A 21,175-nucleotide genomic window follows, 5' to 3' on the forward strand; every position below is an offset into this window, starting at 1 on the left:
CTAATACCCCCTTAATAACCAAGATTCACATTGTTTAAAAGTTTCAAATTCCTCAGTCCACGCATCACCAGTGGAGTTGTCTATTCCTATAAATTTACTTCCATCGATACACCAAAATAGGCCGTGAGGCGAATACTTGGCTATGATTTTTGAAGCTTCTTGTTTACTTACATTGGTAATTAGATTATTAGTCGCTACATCCACTCTCTGCAAAGATAAAATGCACCAGTCAAGGTCCAAACCAAGCACTGGCCCATATAGCACATACGGCACATACCGTGTAAGCTCCCGGCCTGTGTATCCTCCTTCAAATGTCCATTCCTGTAGCACCAGCATATCGTCAGGATGATAATCACGGTCGTTTCGACGCAGCTCGAATGTTTTAGTGCCGAATTCCACGTCCTTGAAATACTCCGGCAGAATTTTAAGATAATGGGTCATAACCTTTCCCTCCCATCCAATATCCTCATAATCTTTTTGCACCTCTCGCAATCACCTTGCTCAACCTCTTTTGATAAGCCTCCAAGCTTTACCTGTGCTTGGCAGGTGTCCTTAAATATCTCATGCAATCGCATTGCCTTATCGTATTCAGATAGCAGCTCGTGCTTCTCTGACTGTGCCTGCTCCCGGGTAATCGTCCCGGCTCGGTAGCTGGAGTACAGACACCGGAACGACATGTAAAGGAATTGCTCGGGCTGAGTAAGACCGGCGGGAAGATCGTCATTATGCATTGCGGAGCGCTCAATTTGCTCGGGGGTCATAGCCGGAACTCTCCAAGACCAAGATACCACTCCAAAACGCGAACGGCTGATTCCCACCCATGGCATACCTCGCAGAAATAACCCTGCTCCCGGAGTTCACCGAGCCACCAGTCTTGTTCAATCGATGTACGCCCCGTGTCATCCTTCATTTCGATGCGCAAGCCATGATATTTACCGCGGGCGACAGGAAGATCGAGATCGGGTATTCCACGCTTTACACCCTGTTGCTTCATGTGTGCTGCCTCTATCTTGTCGCGTTTACCGCCGTTTGGAACGTGGTGGAGTAATTTCAGGCAAGGCCATTTTGAGCGAATAGAAGGCTGTGCAGCCCATTTAAATACGCAGGTTTGATGTTGTGCTTCAGTCACGCCTCATCAGCTCCTTTCCAATACTCGACAAAAGCGACTGTTTTACCAGTTCCGTGGTCTTTTTCGCGGCCTTGTCGGACGGTATAACCATTCCGGGCAAGGATAACAATTACAGACTCGCGGTCATCGGGTTTTGTGATATGAATACGTTCTTTGCTCATGCCGACCGCCTCCCTCCACTCATGACCCGGTTCAAAATCTGACTGGCCTGCAGCTTTGTCAGCCCGGCCGGGTCAAACCCTTTGCACCGGCGTTGGATCAGCTGGAGCTGTTTATCACTGGCAGGAGCCTTCCCCCAATGCTTGGCCTTTTCAAGATTCCAGATATATTCCTGGTCTTTGTAATTTGTAGTCAGTTTGATGTATGCAAAGTCCAGAGCACTTTGCATCGGCATCAGGCGGCCATTGAAAAGAACGCGTCCCAATTCATCTTGGCAAGGAATTGCTATCTTCTCGCGGTTCATTAGACTGCACGCCATAGAGCCGTCAGGCATCTTAAAGAAGTTCACGCCATGGGTGTTATATTTCTGCTCCTGTGCCCACAGGTCAACAATCTGAATGTTCTTAATCCAGCTCTCAGGGCAATCTGCGGCACGTTCTATCTTCTCAGGTAGTTTAAAGAGTAGGCCATCCATTTCAGATAGTCGGCGTTCCGGCACATCTTTCAGGTCAATGCCGAGTAGTGACGGTGCCGTGCAGAGAGAAGCCTTACCAGACACGCCAACGCAATCAATCAGATTGAGCCGTTCTTTACCAGGATATAACCTCAAGCCACGTCCAACCATCTGTGTGTATAAACTATCTGATTGTGTGGGCCGCGCTACAATTACCGTTTCTACACGGGGAATATCGGTTCCCTCGGTAAATACCATGCAGTTAACAATACACGGGATTTTCCCGTCAGTGAACGCTTGAATAAGGCTTGCTCGGTCTTTTGTTTCTCCAGTTACCACCACAGCACCCGGAATTTTTGCTGCGATATCATTCGCATGCTGAACCGACACAGCAAATACCAGAGTAGCACCGGATGCCATAGTACGATATGTTTCTGCAATGGCGTCCGCGGTGCCGTCCATCGCCTTTTCAAGCTCACCCGGTGCGTAATCTCCACCACGAGAATGCACTCCCCTCAGGTCATATCCGATATTTACCCGCCGGCAATAGATGTCGGAGAGAAAACCGTTTTTGATACCCCACTTGAGATCACGTTGGAAAATGATGTCGCTGTACACATCGTTCAACTTGGCATTATCCGAGCGATTGGGCGTGGCAGTGAAGCCGAGAAGTAGACGCGGAGTAAAGTAATCGAATATTCTGCGGTACGTTCTCGCGGCACTGTGATGCGCTTCATCGCAAACGATAATATCGAATTCATTCGGTGCAAACCGTTCCAAGCGATGTGTCATGGTCTGAACCGATGCGGAAACAACTTCATCCATTGGTGAAGCGTGATTACCTGCCATTTCAACACCAGTCAAGCAATCAAAATATTTCAGCGGTTGCCGTACCAGCTCTTCGCGGTGCGAAAGAATCAGCATTTTGCCTTTCCGTTGAACATTTGCAAATGTAACAGTCTTTCCGAGTCCCGTTGCCATCTGAATGAGATATGCTCCGGGGTCTATGTTATTGATGATATCAGTACATTCGCGCTGATAATCACGTAGTTTAATTTCTTTCAAAGATTTATAACCTCCTTTTGTGGGATTTTCATATACTTGCGGAACGTTGCGGAACTATATGTTCCGCGCTAAAATCTCAGTGTTTATGCGGGTTGCAAGGCTAGTGCGGAACCGCGGAACTTTTTCGCAACTTCTCTATAAGAGAGCGAGAATATACAAACGATTTTAGATGTTTCTTTTTTCTCTCTTATATATGTGCATTTTCCGGTTCCGCAGGTTCCGCGGTTCCGCAGCACCGTTTCAGGCCGCATTTCGCCTAACTTTTTAACGCGGAACTTTTCGCGGAACGAGTGCCGCGCCTATAAAAGTGAATTATCGAAAGGAAGATCATCGTCCGCGGTGATCTCACGGTCATCATCAGGAAGCTTCATGACAACGCAATCCGTCCGCACGTTATTAATCCGTTTGGACCTCGTGAACCCTTTCTCTTTTGTCTGAATCAATTTTCGTGTGCGTAGATTTCCAAGCAAGGCTCTTGCATTGATCTGAGCATCTGAACAAGCTTTGTTAAACACCGAGCGAATAATATAGACCCACCCGGCATCTTCGCCTTCATTTACGATCAGTCCGTAAGTATCCGTGTTGTCAGAAGCACCATGAAATTTGTTTCCATTTTGAGAAACCCAGTCACACATATACTGATAGCCGCGATCTGCCGCAGATACAGCTTCCTTGCTTTTGAGAAACTCAGCCATTTCGCTTACCGTCAAAGCTTGTCCATCCTTAAAAATCCAGCGTGTGGCAAGCGTATCTGCTGTTACGAGAATCGCTGCTGCCATGGCCTGCTTTTCGGTGGTATTATTGTTCATGCAGTCAGTGTAGAACTGCTCATATAGCTGCTTTACTTCATCAATAGACTTGGGGTCTGAAAGCATCTGAACAAAGTGCATACCGGCAAAACCGTAGTTCGCTTTTAAGATTCCTGCTGTTTTGTGCCCGTTTTCAATCACTTTGTTTTCGGCTTTACACTCAATCTCAATCACACGGTTCACAGCACCCGCACCGTCATTTTCAGACGTGAGAGGCGTTTCTCCGGACGTGATGAAGCAATTCGCCCAGGTGAGGGCTGCGGCGATTCCTAGCGTTTTATTAGAGCGCAGCTTGCCAGAACCGGACGCCAGCTCATAGACATTAAATATCACTTTGCCTTTGGAATCTTTTGCAAGTTGAAGCTCATCGATCACAACTGGAATGGAATTCAGAAACCCGGCGATAACCTCAAATCCCACTGATGTACTTTTAAAGGTTTTGAAATAATCTCCGCCCACGGTTGGCTCTGCCCACACGGACGCAGCTACCATTTGTGCCACGCTTTTTCCGGTTGCAGAATCCATGCCCCACAAGTGGACAAAAAAAGGAAGTACGCCGCATGGTTCAATTAAAGTAGATGCAAACGCCGCTGCAAGAACAATCTTTGCAGTTACGCTGTATTTTCGTACAGAAATAGCCTCTTTTAGCCAAACGTCATATTTTCCGACCTGCCTAATGGATTTAAAAATCTTTTCAAATCCGGGATTTCCATCAAAAACAACCTCATCTACATAGGGGGAAAAACCTTCCTCATTCCAGCCCATACGAGATGTGCTCTTAAATTCTGGAATAAGGTCGTAATTCTTATCTAAGGTATCCGCTATGTAGTCCACGAGATTCTGAGACCTCTTTCCAGACGTAACCGATATCCCTATTTGAGATAGAGAAGTAATATTTTTAGAATTGGAAACTGTATTAAAATCTGTGGTGATTTCCGTCCAGGCTTTTTTGCTTCTCATCCCGCGGCGAAAGGCCAACGTGACCTTCAACTCGCCAGTATCAATGTTTCGCAGTCGCTTTATCGGCAAAATTGGATGGGTGCAGGCAACTTCAACTCCACCCTGCGACGCGTATTTCCAAACACCAGATTCATCCGCTTTCCATTCGCCGGTATCAAGATCTATTGGTTGATCTGCAAACTGCGAAACATTTTCGGCATCAACACATGACAAGGTTTTCAAAGAGCGTACATAATCTTGATACAGAGCTTTGAACCCACTTACTCCTACTGACTTTGCAACTACACTCATTAGTGCGATTGCTCGTTTTTCCTGAAATGGGTTATTATGCAGAGCGTAAACGTTTTCAAACGGAGCCGTTCCGTTTAAAAAATCATCCTGCGTGTACTCAGGTTGAGGTGCGGAAATTTTTAATTCTTGATTATCCATTTGTGATGCCCGTCACCTCCAGTGATTTTGAATGAAATAATAGTTATCTAAATAATCCAGCCGCCCCATCAGTGCCGCATATTCGCCCCACAATGGGCTCTCGGGCGGCGGCTTCTGCATAGAGCGAATCAGGTATGCCTCGCGGCATTTTGCGTCATATTCGGCGCGGTAGGCGTCGAGAACAGCCTGCTTCTCTCGCTGTTCCCGAACCCACCGGTCAACCTCGCGCCGGTCAGGCTTTTCGGTGGACAGTCCCAGTCGGAAATCATTGTCCAGCCGGATAGCGGCCTGCCGGGCGTTGAGGTGAAACAACTTGGCTACAAAGTCAATTACTGAGCCACCCGCATCACAAACAAAGCAGTGCCAGCCACGGGAACCGGGATAGACTTTTAAAGATGGGTGCGAATCGCTATGGAAAGGGCAGAGCATCACACCGCGCTTGACCTCAAAGCCGTAATGTTCCACGACATCTGCCATGGTGAGGGAAGATTTAATTTGTGAAAAAATGTCACCATACATTGCTTAGAAAGGTAAATCATCGTCCGTGGGAATCTCCTGAAAATCCCCCGGATCTGGGTTTATGTTCGGCGCCGATGTAGCGGTTTGGTAGCTGCGCCCTTGTCCCTTTTCGGTACTATCGGATTTGTTCCCGCAGAAACTCACCTTATCTGCCACAATTTCAAAAGCCTTACGCTTGTTTCCGTCCTTGTCCTGATACATGCGAGTTTGAATTGAGCCCTGAACTGCAATTAGCTGTCCTTTGCGGAAGTATTTGCATACGAATTCCGCGGAAGAACGCCATGCGATAATATCAATAAAATCCGCCTGGCGTTCAGCGCCGGCCTTTTGATAGTCACGGTCAACCGCAATCGTAAAGCTGGTGACGGCTATGTCGCTGGATGTGTGCCGCAGCTCAGGGTCTGCAACCAGGCGCCCCATAAGTACCGATGCGTTTAGCATGAGGAGACCTCCTGCTCCGGCTTGCGGGCGTAGGCCAGCCACGTTTTGCCGTATGTGTCAGCAAACCCGTCATATTGTCCCTCGTCGATGTTGGCTAATGTAATAACCTCTCTGCCCTTAAAATCACATTTTGAAAATTCTATTAGTTCCCACCGGCCTGAACTCTCTAAACCACGAGTTACCGTCCACACCGGTTCCCCCTCCATCTGCCGGAGCTGTTCCAGCGTCAGCGGCTTGTTTTCCGGGGCGGCGCTGCGGTTATCCATTTCACGCCGCACCCTTAATAATTCGCACATATAATTTTGGATTGCCAGTAGGAACGTTTTGTTGGCTTGCATAGTGCCGTTTTCGGGCATCGTCGTAAGTCCAACGCTAAGATTATTTATGCGATCATTAAGCAAATTGAGGTCGCATTTCATTATCAATTCATCCATTGTTTTCACTCCAATCTAATGCAGCTCTTGATTTTGCGCATTTTATCCACTTTTTTTGCCATTCTTTTTAATTTTTATAGATATGTTAAAGTGAAAGTGGTATAATATTCCATGAAATAGTCTTATATGATATTCCGTCCTTTAGGTGTTATTACCTATAGTTCCGCCCACTAGGGCCGGCATCTTACCAATGTTAACGGTAAATATCAATAAGGGGGTAATTTTAATTACGGTTAAAATTGCTTTTTTCACTATTTCAAGGTTCGGTATTTGGGAATTACTAGCAATTGCATTGATACTAACTTTTTGTTATTCCGCTATTAAGTTAGTCTTAAAACAATGCAATTCTGAAACGATTGTCGATTTGAAGATTTTCGGGTTCCATGTACATACTAAGCCTAAGCAATAATCCCGTGCTCTGAGGTGTCATAGCCTTAGAGCACATTTTTTTCGCGCCAATCTAATTTTTGACCGCATTTAGAGCAGTATTTTTCATTCGATGAAATGTCTTAATGGCAAACTGGGCAAAACAGTTTGAGCCTATCCTGCCCATCAGGCCAAACGGCAGGTATGCAGTCAACTTTTTCGAATTCTGCTTTGCAAGGAATGCAGCATTGATTTGTTCTGGGGCTAACCCAGTGTCTTCGTATCGCCCCAGCCTATCAACGATTTTTTGAAAAGCCGGCTCCATGTCTTTGCGTTTTGGATACACGTTCGCTTACACGTGATAGTGTCGATCGCTCCATTATGGTGCGGTCAATCTATCCATCACGCGCCCTCCCGATACTCAACGATGTTACTCAACACAGCTTTTTCTGCGCAGTAATCGCATTCCTCGCACTGCTCTGGTTCAATTTCTCCGCGTTTAATGGCAGCGAATCGGGGTGCTTCGTGCTTTATAATATCCAGACAATAGTCCAGTCGCTCCGGAACAATCTGGCCAATTTGTAGCCGGGTTGTTTTTTGTTTTGTAGCGGCCGCAATCATAAACGGTAGCGTGTCGCCAGTGTTCTGCCGGACAATTTCACGGTAAATAGCGCCTTGGTAGTCATAGCCCCAATTGAGCCAATACGGGACACGGCGCCCTTCTGTGGGGCTCCAGATGTCTTCAAGGTCTTTCATAATCTTCTGGTCAACAATTGCTTTGCCGGGGTGGAAACTATCGATTTTAATTTTGAACGGCACACCAGCGATTTCGCCGGTCATGATAACCTGCTTTTCTCCTGCCATGTACCGCATCATCATAGGGTCACGCTCGATGCGCTGGATAATTTGCTCAGCCTGTACATATTCGGATTTTAGGCCGCCGTCTTTTTTAAATATTGCCGGGTGCTGCGCTTTGAAGAAATCAAGCGTTCCCTCAAAATAAGCGTCAACGTAGGAGCCGACCAGTAAGGCGGTCGTTTCTTCCTGCCGGTATTCGCCACGGATTTCAGCGAGTGCTGCAGCGGGGCAAGCAAGGAAAGATTTGAACTGTGAGGCGCCCATGTAGGTGAGCTGGTTTTGGGGGCTGAAATAGTTTTCTGCGGTTAAAATCATATCAGCTCACCGTCCTCTCCAACCGGGGCAAGGGGATCTGCAATTACACGCTTGTCCGGCTGAATATCATCAGCCTCACCCTCAACATAAACGCCCATGAGCCTTTCAGGGCAATGTACCCGGGCGAAGAACGCAGCCGCACGGTATGCGAGCATCAACTCCGGCATATTGCGCCACTTGGCATTTGACGTCCAGCCTTCGGCCTTTGCCATCTGCATGCTGACCTCGACGCCTTGAACAAGTTCCCCGTTTGAAATCCGTATTGCCTCAACATGGCAAGCACGATCTTCTGCACCAACGGTGCCGGTATAAACCGGGCGAACGTCGTGAAACTTTCCGCAGCCTTGAATCAGGCTCATGCAGGCCTGCCCACTCCAAGAGGGCTTACCTTTGACAACATACAGATTCTGCATGACCATTAGTGGGGAAACCCCCATGCGGTTTGCCATATCGATTGCGACCATGCAATCTTCTGGTTTGCCTCGGTAATTATCCGGTACGATAGAGGTCTTAGCAAAGGCTGCCGCAGCGCGGGCAAGCTGGTTAAAGGATTCTTTATCGGTAAAGGCACTCAAAGCACCAGATTGTGTGATAGGGGCCAATTCATCCATTTGGATTCCTCCTTAAAATCTCGGCGGCGGTTTTGCCCGCCGCCGTTCGTTTTTTCTTACGCCAAAATGATTACGTCTTCTGGCAAACTACTCTTTAAGAAATCCTTTATTTCGAGGATTGCCTCATTCTTCCAAGCTGCGCCGTCCGCTTCGAAGAGTGCTGCCGTTACACCATAGCGTTCATCCTTGCGAACGCGGAATACAAATGCACTCTCAGGCTGCTCAATTTCCGCGAATGTACGGTAGGGGCGCAGGTCTACCGGATTCGGTACAGTAGCACTTACTGCGAGCGATACACCGCTGTTTGCAACAATCTTCTGCGTTACGCCATCGTCCTTCTGCTGGACACTTGTGTCATCCTTGACGGAGCTGATAAATTTCAGCAATTTTGCCGTATTATCATCCTGAACGAACAGGGCCTGAAGATTGATGATAAACTGTTCTACGCTCATAAACTGTCCGAACTGAAACTTGCAACCGTCAATGCTGGCAGAAATCAACGAATCACGCTTCTTGTCAGCATTCAGTTCCTTGTATAGTTTCACACAATCGTGACCCACAACATGCACGATGAACTTACCAGCGCACTGCAACGCTTCGGCATCCGCTTGACTTGTTATGTAGTCGACAATAGATGTGAGGGTACTGGTGTTAAGAGCAGAAGCTGTAACGGTCTGTGGCAAAGCATCCATATGCCTATCTACAAACTTTCGCCCGGCATAATCAATCTCGTGGGGAGCAGCGTTATCCAATATTCCGTTCAAAAAATCTCTTGTCATATCCATAATAGAAACCTCCTCTTTAATTTAATTAAGCGTTTTTAACTATACGAAGAGCGGGTGGCTCGGCTTGTTCGCTACCGTCGATGGAGCGCTGACCGGGAACCTGTGGGACCATTTCATAAGCGGTAGCATCTTCACCCTCGCCGGTGAGGAACAGGGTGGTTGTGACCGGATTGGTGGGCTCCAGCTTGGATTTTGCTACCACATTCACGCTGATTTGCTGGCGCTCGGTATCAGGGGTAAATTCTACCGTCAGAGTGAGCGTGCGCTTCTTGGTGGGGCTGGTGTTGACGTCCTTAATGTTTTCGATGACCTTGGCCATTTCATAGTCAGCACGTTCCATAATGGCACCGCGCGCCATTTCGAGAATTGATTTCTGGTTGTCCATGGTTATTCCTCTCTTTCAACTTTTATTGCTTGTCTTAAAACACCGTTCTTTATGGCCCGGTTCGCCATGCACATTATCCAATTTTGGAACCAGCCTTTTGGAGTGATTTTATTGTTCCAGTAAACAAAATCCTGCTCCATGAGTTCATTTAAACTTGTGATTTTTGGCCCTTTACGATACTTCCGGCGGCTCACAGCTCCGTCACCTGCAATTCATCGTCTGACTCAAGCGGACTAGGTGGTTCAAGTCGGTCGCGCATTCTTTCAGCCCAGTAGAGGCCGTAGTCATCAGACATCATCCCGCAGCCTCCAATTCTTCCAAATGAGCCCGCATTTCCATAATCTCGCGGTCAATATTTGCTCGCTTTTCGTTGTACCGCTTGTCAATTAGCTCGATGTGGGACAAATCAATAAATCGGCATTCCTTGAGCATGGCTATGGTGGTGAGCTGCTCGTCCCGCACCTGATTGCGCCGTGCGGTGAGGTTCTCAATTGCTCGCTTTATGTTCTCTTGCATCTTGACAAATCCTCTCTTTCAGATTAGTATTTTGATATAGTTATTTTCTAGTGTGCCGCTTCCTGACTGCAATCAGGGGCGGTTTTCTTTTTGCCTGATACCCATGCGATAACGTGCATACAGGCTCGGCATAAGGTGTATCGCTGGTCGCATATTGCAACATCTGCGATATATATTCCGTTGCGGTCGCTCGGATTTAAAATTGCGCCACAGCAATCACAGTAATTTCGCATTTTGCAGCACCCTCTTTCTTTCACCTCGGTTGAATGCGTGCAAGCCCTCCCAACTAGGTTTCCAACCGTAATGACGGCATAGCTCCATGTAACCTTGCAATGTTTTTACAGACATGGTGGTTCACTCCTTTCTAGCCCAATGTAACGACTGCGCACAATGATTCGCCGCATTTTGGACTTCTTGCTCCATGACAAAATAGGCGTTCAGCTCGGCTGTGGTGCTGCTTTCGGCATCCGCTGCTGTTTCCAGTGCGGAAAGCAATTGTTTTAGAGCGGTCCTCACGTTTTCATTCATTTCACTCACTCCTTTCCGTTCTACAGGACTTGTCCTGATGCCACCCGCAGCGGGTGCAGGCGGTGGTTATGATGTCTGCTGCAAATCCAGATACTGCAGCAAATCATCCAAGTTAATAAGGCGTTTGCGCCCAGCCATGACAGATTTAACTTTGCCTTCTAGCGCAAGCTGCCGGATAAAATACGGCGTCACTGCGGTTCCAGGGTCTACGGTTTTGATTTCTGCAGCAGCTTCTTTTAGTAGCCTCATGCGGGGGATTGGCATTCCGAGTCACCTCCTTTAAACTGTTTACTGTCCGCTTAATAGGACAATGAATTTCGCACCTCTTGAATTAAGTATTGAGTTTTAGGTATACTGGGATTAAGCAGATTTTTTACCAAGGATTTTTTCAAATTCCGGGATTGCCTCTTCAAAGTAAACCCAGGTATCAACTTCGCGCGAGCTGCTACGCGACTTGTCTTTACGGAGCTCTCCAAACCCATCAACTTTTAAATGATGCTCATTTGCGATTCTGCCAATTCTATTTGCAGTCAGTCCGAATATGTCGCCAATTTCTTGCGCAGAATAACCTCGCTTTGTCTTGGGGAGTGGGAGTACAGCTTGTCCGCCATTGAGCTCCTTGGTGGCATACGATAAAAGCACCTGTTTGTATTTTGGAGAAAGAGCGTCATTGTTTGCCATCTTGACATAGAGAGCAGCTTTGCGGGCCTGAGCATTTTTAAGTCGGGCAGCGACTTCATTTTCTTTTACAGTGGAAACAAGCTTCGCGTCTCCACGTCGCAGACCTTTAAGGATTTTGCGAATCCACGCACGAAACTCTTTTGCTTTAGGTTGGCTGGAAAGCATTGTCACTTCGTAGATGCCGTCCTCGGTGAAAATTGTACGTTCGCGGGTTACGTTGCGTCCTCCTTCAACTACCGACAGTTTGACGGTAGTTGAAAACTCGGAGTTTTTCAGATAACTATTACGCTCCGTCAGTTTTTCGATACCCTTGCGGTCTGCATACTCCAAGCACCCCGCCAACTGGTCAATAGTCATAAACATGTCGTTTCCGTTGCTGTAGATGTCCGTTTCCACGGAGCCAAAGCTTTCGGATTTTATAAGCTGTAAATTCATGTTGTTTCCCTCTCTTTCAAAATTTCATCCAGTGCGACATTGAGTTTTTTAGCGTAGAGAAATATTCAATGCCCACACTTCGGCAAATTGTCTGAATAATTCTGAACAAACTTCAGCGTCTGAGTGAGTCAAGATAAGGTGTGTAACATTGTTTTTTCTGTTTTTAATGTGAGAATAAGCGCCTCTTGCGGCATGGTCACAGGAATCAAATAATCCCCATTCAGGAATGTGATATTTGGTCGCTGTTTTCGCGCAGATTTCTTTGCATAACAATCTGTAAACATAAGAGGGAGTAAGCCTAAATTGATCACAATCTTCAATTTCGATAGTAAGTTTCATACTGTTCTCCTTTCTGTTACTCATTCTGTAAAATTTTCTTAATTGCCGATTCAATCTTCGGGCTGCTTAGTTGGCCGGTCATAATCTTATAAAGATTCGAACTATCAACATACATACCCGTTTTCTCTTTTACTTTTGAAATCAGCCATTCTTGATTTTTGCCAATGCAAAGTAATTTCGTCTTGACTTCGATTCCAAAAGGGGTAAACATCCTTTTGGGCATAAAAACATTCCTTTCTTTAGTAAAATAAGTTGACAATTACGTAATCATGTAATATATTATAGTTACCACACCAAATATTTACGTGATTGCGTTGCTTATGTGCTAATGATATTACACGTAGACGTAAAAGTCAACGCAATTTTAAGCGAACGCGTAAATTTGTAAAATATTACAAATAGGAGTGTTTATTTGTGTTGTCTTTATACGAAAAAATTGACCTACTTTGCAAAGAGGAAGGCATCAATATCACTGAAATGTGTAAAAGGTCTGGGGCGAGCAGAGGCTCGTTGACCGACTTGAAAAAGGGAAGAAAGAAGTCATTAACAGCAGATACTCTAGCCAAAATAGCCAATTATTTTGGTGTTTCAGTTGATAGCCTTTTGCCAGAAGCTGAAGTATGTAAAGAATGCAATTACTTTTATTCCCCAAGAATTCCAAGTGATGTAGAAAAGCATTTAGAACACCATGAAAAATGGAAGAAAGCAAAAGAAAAGTTTGGCTTTTGGAATGATGATGAAAGAGAGATTCGATATGAGTGTTCTGAATACGAAAAAAATACTGCCAATCCTTTTGAAGAGCGGCTGAAAGCGGCTGAAAAATGCATATTTGCATACTTTTCTCGTAGCGTGGAAAGTGATTGTGACTTATCTCACATCTCATTTGAGGAATACGTTCCCTATTTTTTACACAGTCAGAAACACCGCTTTAGTTCAGATGTTCGAAATGCTCTGATAGCCAAGTATGGAGAAAAAGAGGGCATGTCAGGTTCGTATTGGACGCAACTCGATAAAAAAGAAACATTAAAAAGCAAAATAAAAAAGCTCATCCCAGCAAAGGGCGAGCCAGAAATCACTTTCGATGATTTCACATATGCCTTTCTGGACGAATCCAAAGAACTGACACAAGAGAACAAACAGAAGCTTCTCGAGATGGCGAAATTCTTTAAACAACAACAGGACAAAGAAAATAACGAATAATATTGATGGAGATTTTTGCGTGGTAGAATTAAATACCTTGTATGACGATATGTGGGCGCAGCAGGTTGCTCTATACACTTATGATGTAGGAAAAGAAACCAGCGTTACAATCGAATTAAATAATCGATATGCAATCTTCTTAGACCCTTTTCGGGTACAAACTATTCCAGAAATGAAACGTATCCTCGCTCATGAACTTGGTCACTGTGCTACCGGTTGCACCCATAAAGTAAGCAGTCCTTTAGACTTAATTGAGAAACATGAGTATAAAGCAAACCGTTGGGCTATTGAGCGGTACATACCTTTTAATGAATTGAGCGGAGCTATCAGTCAAGGCTACGCCGAAAGATGGCAGCTAGCAGAATATTTTGATATGCCGGAGCCGTTCATTCAAAAAGCACTAGATTATTATTTTTCTGTACGACAACGAAAAATGGCATAAAAAAAAACCGCCCTACCCTGTTTGCACCAGGATAGAGCGGCAGATCGGCCGGGGCCGATACATATAACGCAAATATATTGTACCAACCTCCCGGCCAAAAATCAATAGGCCGGGTATTTTTATACCCGGTTTTAGGAGGTTACATTATGGCAACCATTGAAAAACGTGGAAAAAGCTACCGAATCACATCCTCTTGTGGCTACACCGTCAGAGGGAACCAGGAGCGGCAGCGCATGACATGGACACCAGACCCCGGAATGACGGAACGGCAAATCGAAAAGGAGCTGAATCGACAAGCTGTATTATTTGATGAAGAATGCAAGCAAGGCACCATTCAGCAACGAAGCGTAAAATTCGAAGAATTCGTAGAACAGTATTTGGAAGATTACGCCGCTCAGAACCTTCGCATCCGAACAGTCGTTGAGTATCGTCGTATGGGGAAACGGGTCTGCAAAACAATTGGATCCTTTAAAATGGATAAGATTTCTCCCACCCAAATACAAAGGTTGGTTCGCTTGCTACTCGACGGGAATAAAGAGCACAAGCCGATGATGCCTAAAACAGCAAAAGACTATCTTTCATTCGTTTCTTCTGTTTTTAATTATGCGATTCAGATGCGGGTAGCCAAAACAAATCCCTGCAATGCTATTCACATTAAACCCGGAGAAAAAGAGGAAATAGACTGCTATACGCCGGAAGAAGCACAGCTCTTTCTGGATATTCTAGCGAAAGAACCCCACCATTACCAAGCGTTCTTCGTGTTGGCTATTTATGGAGGGTTTCGGCGCGGTGAGTTGTGTGGGCTCGAATGGAAAGACATTGACTTTGAAACAGGTGTTATCAGCATTCGCAGAACCTCAGAGTACACCAAAAGCAAGGGAACGTTTACTGACACAACAAAAACAAAGAAATCGCAGCGAAGCCTAAAAATGCCCGATGAAGTAATTGAAGTTCTTCGCAAGCATCGTTTAGAGCAGAGTGCAGAGCGACTAAAAGTTGGAGATCAGTGGGAGAATTCGGACCGTCTTTTTGTCGCTTGGAACGGCAGGCCGATAAACCCTAATTCATCTTATAACTGGATGAGAAAAATTTGTGAGCGCGCAGGGCTCCGCTGCACGAAATCAGCTTTACACGGTCTTCGGCACTTAAACGCTTCTCTACTTATAACTAGCGGTATCGATGTAAAGACTGTTTCCGTATCTTTAGGTCACTCTCAAGTATCTACCACAATGAACATATATGCCCATACTTTTGAAAAATCCCAAGCTGCAGCATCTGAGGCAATAGCCTCTGCCCTTCCCCTGAAATCTCGTGCGTAAACCCCAAATAAACCCCAAGACCCTATTTTCAAGACAAAGGAAAACCGGGAACCCGCATAAATGCTGGATTCCCGGTAATAAAATTTGGTACGGGTGACAAGACTTGAACTTGCACATCGGAGATACCAGAACCTAAATCTGGCGCGTCTGCCAATTCCGCCACACCCGCATATAAACAGCAGAAATATTCCTCTGCTGTTCAGCTAATATATTATAACCAAAGAATGCAATCTTTGCAAGAGAAATTTTTAAACATTTCAAAATTAATTTAATCCATATCAATTTTCCGGCTTTAAATCGGAAGAATTCCTTGTTCCAGCATAGACTGCGCCGCCAGCATCACACCCAGTTTACCGCTGTGGAAGTTCAGGCCTCCTTGCATCCACACAGCATACGGCTCGCGCAATGGTGCATCAGCAGAAAGCTCAATAGAAGCCCCCAGCGTAAACGCACCCGCCGCCATAATCACCTTGCAGTCGTAGCCAGGCATGTCCCATGGTTCAGGCGTTACGAAAGAATCCACTGGAGCTCCTTTCTGAATGCCTTGGCAAAACGCTACCAGAGCCTCTTGTTCACGCAGAAGCACCGCCTGAATAATATCTGCTCTCGGCTCATCCCAATGGGGGGTTACATCGTACCCCAGGTTTGAAAAGAGTGCCGATGCAAATGCGGCAGTTTTGAGTGCCTCTCCCGTTACATTGGGAGCATGAAACGCTCCTAAAAACAGTTCGCGATTATTGCCGAGTGTACAACCGATTTCGCGCCCGGTGCCGGGAGTCGTCAAGCGGTAGGAGCAGCTTTCCACCAAATCACGTCGGCCTGCAATGTATCCGCCAGTAGGAGCAATTCCGCCGCCTGGATTTTTAATGAGGGAGCCTGCCATCAAATCTGCCCCATGCTGAGTTGGCTCTTCCGTTTGAACAAATTCACCATAGCAGTTATCCACCATTACGATGCAGTCGGGAGCAAGGCGCTTCGCTAGCTTTGCCATTCGTTCAATCTCTTCCACAAAGAGGGACGGGCGCAGGCTATACCCGCGGGAACGCTGAATATATACCATTTTAATACCGGGGTGAATTCTGCGCTCCATCTCTTCGTAATCCGGTGTACCATCTTCTTGTAAATCGACCTGCTCATATTTTACGCCAAATTCTTTCAATGAACCGTTACCGTCTCCGGTAATTCCAAGTACACCGCGAAGAGTATCATAGGGAATCCCCGTTACACTCAGCATGGTATCTCCGGGGCGAAGAACTCCAAATAAGGCCACCGTTAGTGCATGTGTTCCGCTCACAAAGTTTGCACGCACCAAGGCATCCTCTGCACCGAGAGCATACGCGTACACCTCATCCAATGTGTCGCGCCCGCGGTCACCATAACCATACCCCGTTGAGCCAACAAAATGGCTTTCACTCACTCTTGCACGATTAAACGCAGCCAGCATTTTCTGTTGGTTGTAACCAGTGACCGCATCTATCTTGCGAAAAACAGGCTCAAGCTGCTGCATTGCCTGCTCTGACGCAGCATGTATTTTATCGTCTAACTGAAAAAAAGGAAAATTCATGATTCCTGCTCCCTTATGTTTTGAATCTATGGAATACTTTTGCGCATCCAATCTTACTTTAGAGGATTAATCTAACTGCTCAAAGTTTTTGCATAATTACTATATTAAGTTTTATAAAGAAAGCTCTGCCCATCGACCTGCCGGAACAAACGATAGAGACTGATAAAAACGGATGGCCCTTTCGTTTTCACATAGCACGTAGACACTCTTGGGTGAGAGCCGGTATAGAAGCCTCTTTACCATGCTACTCCCCACCCCCATGCGCCGTTTTTCGGGTTGCACCGCTACCGCAGTTAAAACGGCATCGGTTTCGGTGATGCTGCCTGCTAATGCACAGGCGATCACTCTTTCCTGTGAAATAACACCTTGTGTGAGTAATGCCTCATGGCGAAACCGATGTGAAACATCCAGGTAAAATGGCTCGAACTGCTCCGGCTTTTGTTCGCCGCAATCGCACAAAAGGGAGAATACATCCCGAACTGGCACTTCGTCAAGCAAAGCAAGCTGGTGTTCCTTCTCGGACATTCTCGATGGCCGTGACAGTAATATCTCACCGGATTGCTCACAACCCCCATACAAAGCAAGAGCCGCTCTTTCTTCACACAGCAGAGTGCGGCAACCACAAGCCAGTAAAAACTCTTTGAGCTCGTCCGCATCTGCTGTATCTACCCAGTGAAGAACCGCGGCGCCATCCAAGGAGGATACGGCCGCGGTCACTTGTTCTGATTCATTGGTTTGAATCCAAAATCGTGCAAACGGAAGAGAAAGGCCATAGGCTCTCTGCAAACCGGCAATTTTACAGCCAAACGGGTTCCCCTCGCAGAACTGCTCAAGCAAAGGGATTTCTATCTCCGACAGCAGCCGAATCACAGTGTGCCCTCGCCTGCCGCCATGCGTATGGCAAGCTCACGAACCAGGCGCTCGGTGTCGTGGTAATCCTGTTCTGCTATGAGGCTTGCAGGGCCATGCAGATACCGGCACGCAACGGAAACCGCCATAGTTCTCACTCCACCGCGCGTGGTGTGGATGGCTCCCGCATCATTGCCGCCGGCAACCGCCTGCTTGGTTTGGCAGGGAATATTTTGCTCTTTTGCAATTTGCATTGCCAAATCAAAATAGGGCTTATCATAAATCGTGCGGTGATCCATAAAAGAGAGCACCGGGCCTTGCCCTACGTGGCACACTTGGCGATTTGGCTCTACACCGGCAATATCACCCGCTGTGGTGGTTTCAACTACGAGTGCCGCCTGCGGGTCTACCGTATACGCCGCCGTCGCCGAGCCGCGTAAACCAACCTCTTCCTGCACGCAGAAAACAAAGGTCATATCATACGGCAGTTCTTCTTTTATCATATCAATTAAGATGGCACAGCCTGCACGGTCATCCAGTGCGCGAGAAATAATTGTTTCGCGGTCACTATGAAAGCCGGCATCAAAAGTAATGGAATCCCCGGGGGAAACGTACTTCTCCGCTTCCTCCTTGTCCTTTGCGCCAATGTCGATATACATATCGGACACCGGTACCGATTTTCCGCGTTCGTCTCCCTCTAACAGATGAATAGGCTTTGCACCGATGACGCCCGGGATAACTCCGTTAATAAGAACCGGCTTCGCGCACAGAATGCGGCGGTCAATCCCGCCAACCTCTGCAAATTTAAGGAGGCCATTCTCACCGATGTAAGTGACCATTAAGCCAACCTCATCCATATGGGCGCTGAGCATTAAGCGTACCGCCGGCTCTTTTACACCCTTCTTAAAGGCGATGATATTGCCCAAAGCATCCTTTTGCAGTGTAGTTGCATAGGGGGAAATCTCTTTGATGATAACGTCGGCAACCTTATGCTCTCTGCCTGAAATACCGCAAAGCTCACAAAGCTGCTTTAACAGTGTTATATCTGCCATGTTTTCCCCTCCTTTACATACGCCGCCAAAAGCTTCGCCGTATTTTCAATATCCTCTGTATCAATGATTTCTACCGGCGTGTGCATATAACGCAGGGGAACCGAAGCTAAGGCGCACCGTACACCCGAACGCGCCGTACCAATGGAATCTGCATTCGTGCCTGTTTTGCCGCCCATTACTTCGTATTGGAATGGAATTTGTTGTTCCTTTGCCAATCGCACCAGTTCATTGCTCATCTCTTGATCCAGCGTGGGAGAAACACCAATCATCGGCCCAGCGCAGAGCTTTCCGCTTTTTTGCTCCGGCACTCCCGGCTGTCCGGCAAAGCTGACATCTACCGCAATGGATTCCGTAGGCTCGTGTGCAAACGCACCTGTTTTTGCACCTTGACCACCAACTTCTTCCCGCGTGCTCAGTAAAATCGTGACCGAGCAGTCCAGCTTTTCATTTGCCAGCAACTCCGCACAGCGAATGAGTGTGCATACACCGGCACGGTTGTCGAGACCCGCCGCGGTAAATCGATTGTTAAGCAAAGCACGTGGCACTGCCTCCCACAAAATACGATCACCGGGGGTAATTAGTTTCTCCGCTTCCTCTTTGGTAAGGCCAACATCTACAAACATTTTATCAACAGGCTCTACCTTTTCTTCACTACCTTCTACCAAGTGCGGCGGCAGGCAGCACACCACTCCCCGCAGTACTTCACGCCCAAAAACGGTAACCGTAGTACCCGGCAAGGCACGGCGGTCTACACCGCCGCAGGCGGCAAGGCGCAAAAAGCCCTTTTCGGTAATGCCGGCAACCAAAAGGCCGATTTGGTCGATGTGTGCATCCAGCAAAATGCGACGTTTGGCAGTAGAATCGCCCATTTCACATACGAGATTCCCCAAGGCGTCATACGAAATGGTTCCGTATTGTTTTAGCTCCTGCTCCGCCGCTTTTACAGCCGCACCCTCCGCGCCGGACATACCGGGCGCAGAGCAAAGGCGAAACAAAAGCTCCTGCAAATGATTCATGTTTATTCCTCTTTCTTTTGTGTTCCCGGCAGCGCATTTACCAGCTGCTTAAAGTGGTAACCGCGCACCTCAAAGCTTGTGTATTGGTCAAAGCTGGCGCAGGCCGGTGAAAGCGATACAATATCGCCGTCCTTTGCCGCACCATAAGCCGCCTGTACGGCTTCTTCCATCCCGTTAACGCGCAGTATTTCAGGTTTACCAAGCTGGTAATTCGGTGCCGCTTTTACGCTTTCTTCTATTTTATCCGCTGTTTGACCCATTAATATGAGGAGCTTTACTTTTTCTACAATGGCAACGCCAAGCTCTTCAAATGGTAAATGCTTATCGTAACCGCCAGCCAGTAAAATAATTTTATCTGGATATACAGACAGTGTTCCGCTGATGGTACGCGTGGGGCTGGTACCGATGGAATCGTTGTAGTATTTTACACCGCCAAGCTCACGAACCAGCTCCATACGGTGCTGTACTCCTGAAAATTCTCTGGCTACCTTGCGAATGTCCTCCGGCTCAACCTCACCCCATACGGCTGAAATTGCCGCCAGATAGTTCTCCACATTGTGCATGCCAGGCAGCCGAATGTCAGAAGCGGGCATAACCTCGGTATCACCTACCAAAATCATACCATCCTCACGCAGCCAAGCGCCGTAAACACTGGCACGGCGGCGGCTGAACAGCCGAACTTGCCCTCGCACCGATTCCGCAAAGCCAGCCGCCATTGCATTGTCTGCATTGATGACCGCACGGCTAAATGCATTCTGGTGCCGCACAATGTTCTTTTTAGCATCCACATATTCGGTCATATCTTTATGAATATCCAAATGATTTGGCGACACATTGGTTACCACCGCAACGTCTGGGCTTTTGCGCATAGAGATGAGCTGAAAGCTGGAAAGCTCTACTACTGCTACATCCTCCGGCTCAACGGAAACAATTTCAGGCAGCAATGGTTTGCCGATATTACCGCCAAGGTGTACCTTTTTACCAGATGCTTCTAACAACTTTGAAATGATTGTGGTGGTCGTTGTTTTACCATCACTACCGGTTACCGCATAAATTTTGCACGGGCACAGGTCAAAAAACACTTCCATTTCAGAGGTTACGGCACGCCCCTCTTTGCGGGCTTGGTCGAGCTCCGGTAAAAAGAATTTCATACCGGGTGTACGAAAAATCATATCTGCATCTAAATTTTGCAGGTAGTCTTCTCCCAAGCAAAGCTCGGCACCCATTTCTTCCAGCTGCTTTGCCGTATCTCCTAGCTGTTCTTTTCGCCGCCGGTCGCGCGCCTGTACCTTTGCCCCATGCTCTAAAAAAATACGAATTAATGGCATGTTACTGCCGCCTATGCCGCAGAAAGCTACTTTTTTACCTTGTAAGCTTTCAAAAAAGGTTTTTACCCTACTGTCCATTCCCAACGCCCCCGCTTCTTTCACTCGGTTTCTGCTCTACCATTATTCCGTTTGAAAAAGGCTCCTATTTTATGGGCTGTAAACAGCCAGAAAAAACAGGAATTCATGC

General features: G+C 46.9%; 30 protein-coding genes and 1 tRNA gene. 3 read left to right on the forward strand and 28 right to left on the reverse strand.

Features of this window, described 5'->3' with window-relative positions; all coding sequences use genetic code 11:
- The 22 genes from CAN90_RS10945 to CAN90_RS11040 form a co-directional block, all read right to left on the reverse strand.
- Positions 1-441, reverse strand: coding sequence for a DUF3850 domain-containing protein (locus tag CAN90_RS10945; RefSeq protein ID WP_085833854.1), 441 nt, complete (start codon positions 439-441; stop codon positions 1-3).
- On the reverse strand, positions 438-761 hold the full coding sequence (locus tag CAN90_RS10950) for a hypothetical protein (RefSeq protein WP_085833855.1): 324 nt from the start codon (positions 759-761) through the stop codon (positions 438-440). The genes CAN90_RS10945 and CAN90_RS10950 overlap by 4 nt, the downstream gene beginning before the upstream one ends.
- On the reverse strand, positions 758-1,129 hold the full coding sequence (locus CAN90_RS10955; protein ID WP_085833856.1) for a VRR-NUC domain-containing protein: 372 nt from the start codon (positions 1,127-1,129) through the stop codon (positions 758-760). Before CAN90_RS10955 ends, CAN90_RS10950 begins: the two co-directional genes overlap by 4 nt.
- Positions 1,126-1,290, reverse strand: coding sequence for a hypothetical protein (locus tag CAN90_RS13610; RefSeq protein WP_159450375.1), 165 nt, complete (start codon positions 1,288-1,290; stop codon positions 1,126-1,128). Before CAN90_RS13610 ends, CAN90_RS10955 begins: the two co-directional genes overlap by 4 nt.
- Complete coding sequence (locus CAN90_RS10960) at positions 1,287-2,807, reverse strand: DEAD/DEAH box helicase (RefSeq protein WP_085833857.1); 1,521 nt, start codon at positions 2,805-2,807, stop codon at positions 1,287-1,289. The genes CAN90_RS13610 and CAN90_RS10960 overlap by 4 nt, the downstream gene beginning before the upstream one ends.
- 299 nt (positions 2,808-3,106) lie before the next feature.
- Positions 3,107-5,005 (reverse strand): DUF927 domain-containing protein, encoded by a 1,899-nt coding sequence (locus CAN90_RS10965; RefSeq protein WP_085833858.1) that lies wholly within the window; start codon positions 5,003-5,005, stop codon positions 3,107-3,109.
- Between the two features lie 12 nt (positions 5,006-5,017).
- Positions 5,018-5,524, reverse strand: coding sequence for a CHC2 zinc finger domain-containing protein (locus CAN90_RS10970; protein ID WP_085833859.1), 507 nt, complete (start codon positions 5,522-5,524; stop codon positions 5,018-5,020).
- A 3-nt stretch (positions 5,525-5,527) separates the two neighbouring features.
- Positions 5,528-5,965: a single-stranded DNA-binding protein gene (locus tag CAN90_RS10975; RefSeq protein WP_085833860.1), complete on the reverse strand. Its 438-nt coding sequence runs from the start codon at positions 5,963-5,965 to the stop codon at positions 5,528-5,530.
- Positions 5,959-6,399 (reverse strand): hypothetical protein, encoded by a 441-nt coding sequence (locus CAN90_RS10980; RefSeq protein ID WP_085833861.1) that lies wholly within the window; start codon positions 6,397-6,399, stop codon positions 5,959-5,961. The genes CAN90_RS10975 and CAN90_RS10980 overlap by 7 nt, the downstream gene beginning before the upstream one ends.
- A gap of 460 nt (positions 6,400-6,859) precedes the next feature.
- Positions 6,860-7,111, reverse strand: coding sequence for a hypothetical protein (locus CAN90_RS13615; protein WP_085833862.1), 252 nt, complete (start codon positions 7,109-7,111; stop codon positions 6,860-6,862).
- 56 nt (positions 7,112-7,167) lie between these two features.
- Positions 7,168-7,938, reverse strand: a complete 771-nt coding sequence (locus CAN90_RS10990; protein ID WP_085833863.1) for a PD-(D/E)XK nuclease-like domain-containing protein — start codon at positions 7,936-7,938, stop codon at positions 7,168-7,170.
- On the reverse strand, positions 7,935-8,549 hold the full coding sequence (locus CAN90_RS10995) for a hypothetical protein (protein ID WP_085833864.1): 615 nt from the start codon (positions 8,547-8,549) through the stop codon (positions 7,935-7,937). Before CAN90_RS10995 ends, CAN90_RS10990 begins: the two co-directional genes overlap by 4 nt.
- A 56-nt stretch (positions 8,550-8,605) precedes the next feature.
- Entirely contained in the window at positions 8,606-9,334 is a 729-nt protein-coding gene (locus CAN90_RS11000) for a hypothetical protein (protein ID WP_085833865.1), read from the reverse strand.
- A gap of 25 nt (positions 9,335-9,359) precedes the next feature.
- Positions 9,360-9,653: a hypothetical protein gene (locus CAN90_RS11005; RefSeq protein WP_242953637.1), complete on the reverse strand. Its 294-nt coding sequence runs from the start codon at positions 9,651-9,653 to the stop codon at positions 9,360-9,362.
- Positions 9,654-9,721: 68 nt separating this feature from the next.
- Positions 9,722-9,913 carry a hypothetical protein gene (locus CAN90_RS11010; protein ID WP_085833867.1) on the reverse strand — a complete coding sequence of 64 codons (192 nt, stop codon included), beginning with the start codon at positions 9,911-9,913 and terminating at the stop codon, positions 9,722-9,724.
- A gap of 100 nt (positions 9,914-10,013) precedes the next feature.
- Complete coding sequence (locus CAN90_RS11015) at positions 10,014-10,235, reverse strand: hypothetical protein (RefSeq protein WP_085833868.1); 222 nt, start codon at positions 10,233-10,235, stop codon at positions 10,014-10,016.
- A 47-nt stretch (positions 10,236-10,282) separates the two neighbouring features.
- A complete protein-coding gene (locus CAN90_RS11020) occupies positions 10,283-10,468 on the reverse strand; it encodes a hypothetical protein (RefSeq protein WP_085833869.1) in 186 nt (61 codons plus the stop codon).
- 121 nt (positions 10,469-10,589) lie between these two features.
- A complete protein-coding gene (locus tag CAN90_RS13620; RefSeq protein WP_159450376.1) occupies positions 10,590-10,763 on the reverse strand; it encodes a hypothetical protein in 174 nt (57 codons plus the stop codon).
- Between the two features lie 66 nt (positions 10,764-10,829).
- Positions 10,830-11,027: a hypothetical protein gene (locus CAN90_RS11025; RefSeq protein ID WP_085833870.1), complete on the reverse strand. Its 198-nt coding sequence runs from the start codon at positions 11,025-11,027 to the stop codon at positions 10,830-10,832.
- 96 nt (positions 11,028-11,123) lie between these two features.
- The gene (locus CAN90_RS11030) at positions 11,124-11,879 is read right to left on the reverse strand and encodes a BRO family protein (RefSeq protein WP_085833871.1); all 756 of its coding nucleotides are present in this window, start codon (positions 11,877-11,879) and stop codon (positions 11,124-11,126) included.
- Positions 11,880-11,927: 48 nt separating this feature from the next.
- Positions 11,928-12,218: a hypothetical protein gene (locus tag CAN90_RS11035; RefSeq protein ID WP_085833872.1), complete on the reverse strand. Its 291-nt coding sequence runs from the start codon at positions 12,216-12,218 to the stop codon at positions 11,928-11,930.
- 16 nt (positions 12,219-12,234) lie between these two features.
- Positions 12,235-12,441 carry a hypothetical protein gene (locus tag CAN90_RS11040; RefSeq protein ID WP_085833873.1) on the reverse strand — a complete coding sequence of 69 codons (207 nt, stop codon included), beginning with the start codon at positions 12,439-12,441 and terminating at the stop codon, positions 12,235-12,237.
- 191 nt (positions 12,442-12,632) lie between these two features.
- Here CAN90_RS11040 and CAN90_RS11045 point away from each other — a divergent pair, with 191 nt between their 5' ends.
- The 3 genes from CAN90_RS11045 (at position 12,633) to CAN90_RS11055 (ending at position 15,179) form a co-directional block, all read left to right on the forward strand.
- Positions 12,633-13,418, forward strand: a complete 786-nt coding sequence (locus tag CAN90_RS11045; protein WP_085833874.1) for a helix-turn-helix domain-containing protein — start codon at positions 12,633-12,635, stop codon at positions 13,416-13,418.
- Between the two features lie 19 nt (positions 13,419-13,437).
- Positions 13,438-13,860, forward strand: a complete 423-nt coding sequence (locus tag CAN90_RS11050; protein WP_085833875.1) for a M78 family metallopeptidase domain-containing protein — start codon at positions 13,438-13,440, stop codon at positions 13,858-13,860.
- A gap of 146 nt (positions 13,861-14,006) precedes the next feature.
- Complete coding sequence (locus CAN90_RS11055; RefSeq protein WP_085833876.1) at positions 14,007-15,179, forward strand: tyrosine-type recombinase/integrase; 1,173 nt, start codon at positions 14,007-14,009, stop codon at positions 15,177-15,179.
- 85 nt (positions 15,180-15,264) lie between these two features.
- Here the strand turns inward: CAN90_RS11055 and CAN90_RS11060 are convergent.
- From CAN90_RS11060 to murD, 6 genes are all read right to left on the reverse strand, one after another.
- Positions 15,265-15,348 (reverse strand) — tRNA-Leu (locus CAN90_RS11060).
- Positions 15,349-15,471: 123 nt separating this feature from the next.
- Positions 15,472-16,743: a methionine gamma-lyase family protein gene (locus CAN90_RS11065; RefSeq protein ID WP_085833877.1), complete on the reverse strand. Its 1,272-nt coding sequence runs from the start codon at positions 16,741-16,743 to the stop codon at positions 15,472-15,474.
- Between the two features lie 111 nt (positions 16,744-16,854).
- Positions 16,855-17,613 carry a GNAT family N-acetyltransferase gene (locus tag CAN90_RS11070; protein WP_085833878.1) on the reverse strand — a complete coding sequence of 253 codons (759 nt, stop codon included), beginning with the start codon at positions 17,611-17,613 and terminating at the stop codon, positions 16,855-16,857.
- Positions 17,610-18,644 carry a M42 family metallopeptidase gene (locus CAN90_RS11075; RefSeq protein ID WP_085833879.1) on the reverse strand — a complete coding sequence of 345 codons (1,035 nt, stop codon included), beginning with the start codon at positions 18,642-18,644 and terminating at the stop codon, positions 17,610-17,612. The genes CAN90_RS11070 and CAN90_RS11075 overlap by 4 nt, the downstream gene beginning before the upstream one ends.
- On the reverse strand, positions 18,632-19,660 hold the full coding sequence (locus CAN90_RS11080) for a M42 family metallopeptidase (RefSeq protein WP_085833880.1): 1,029 nt from the start codon (positions 19,658-19,660) through the stop codon (positions 18,632-18,634). The genes CAN90_RS11075 and CAN90_RS11080 overlap by 13 nt, the downstream gene beginning before the upstream one ends.
- Positions 19,661-19,662: 2 nt before the next feature.
- Complete coding sequence (gene murD, locus CAN90_RS11085; protein ID WP_085833881.1) at positions 19,663-21,066, reverse strand: UDP-N-acetylmuramoyl-L-alanine--D-glutamate ligase; 1,404 nt, start codon at positions 21,064-21,066, stop codon at positions 19,663-19,665.
- Between the last annotated feature and the right edge of the window lie 109 nt (positions 21,067-21,175).

The organism is Clostridium merdae, assembly GCF_900176635.1.
GTDB lineage: Bacteria > Bacillota > Clostridia > Oscillospirales > Acutalibacteraceae > Faecalispora > Faecalispora merdae.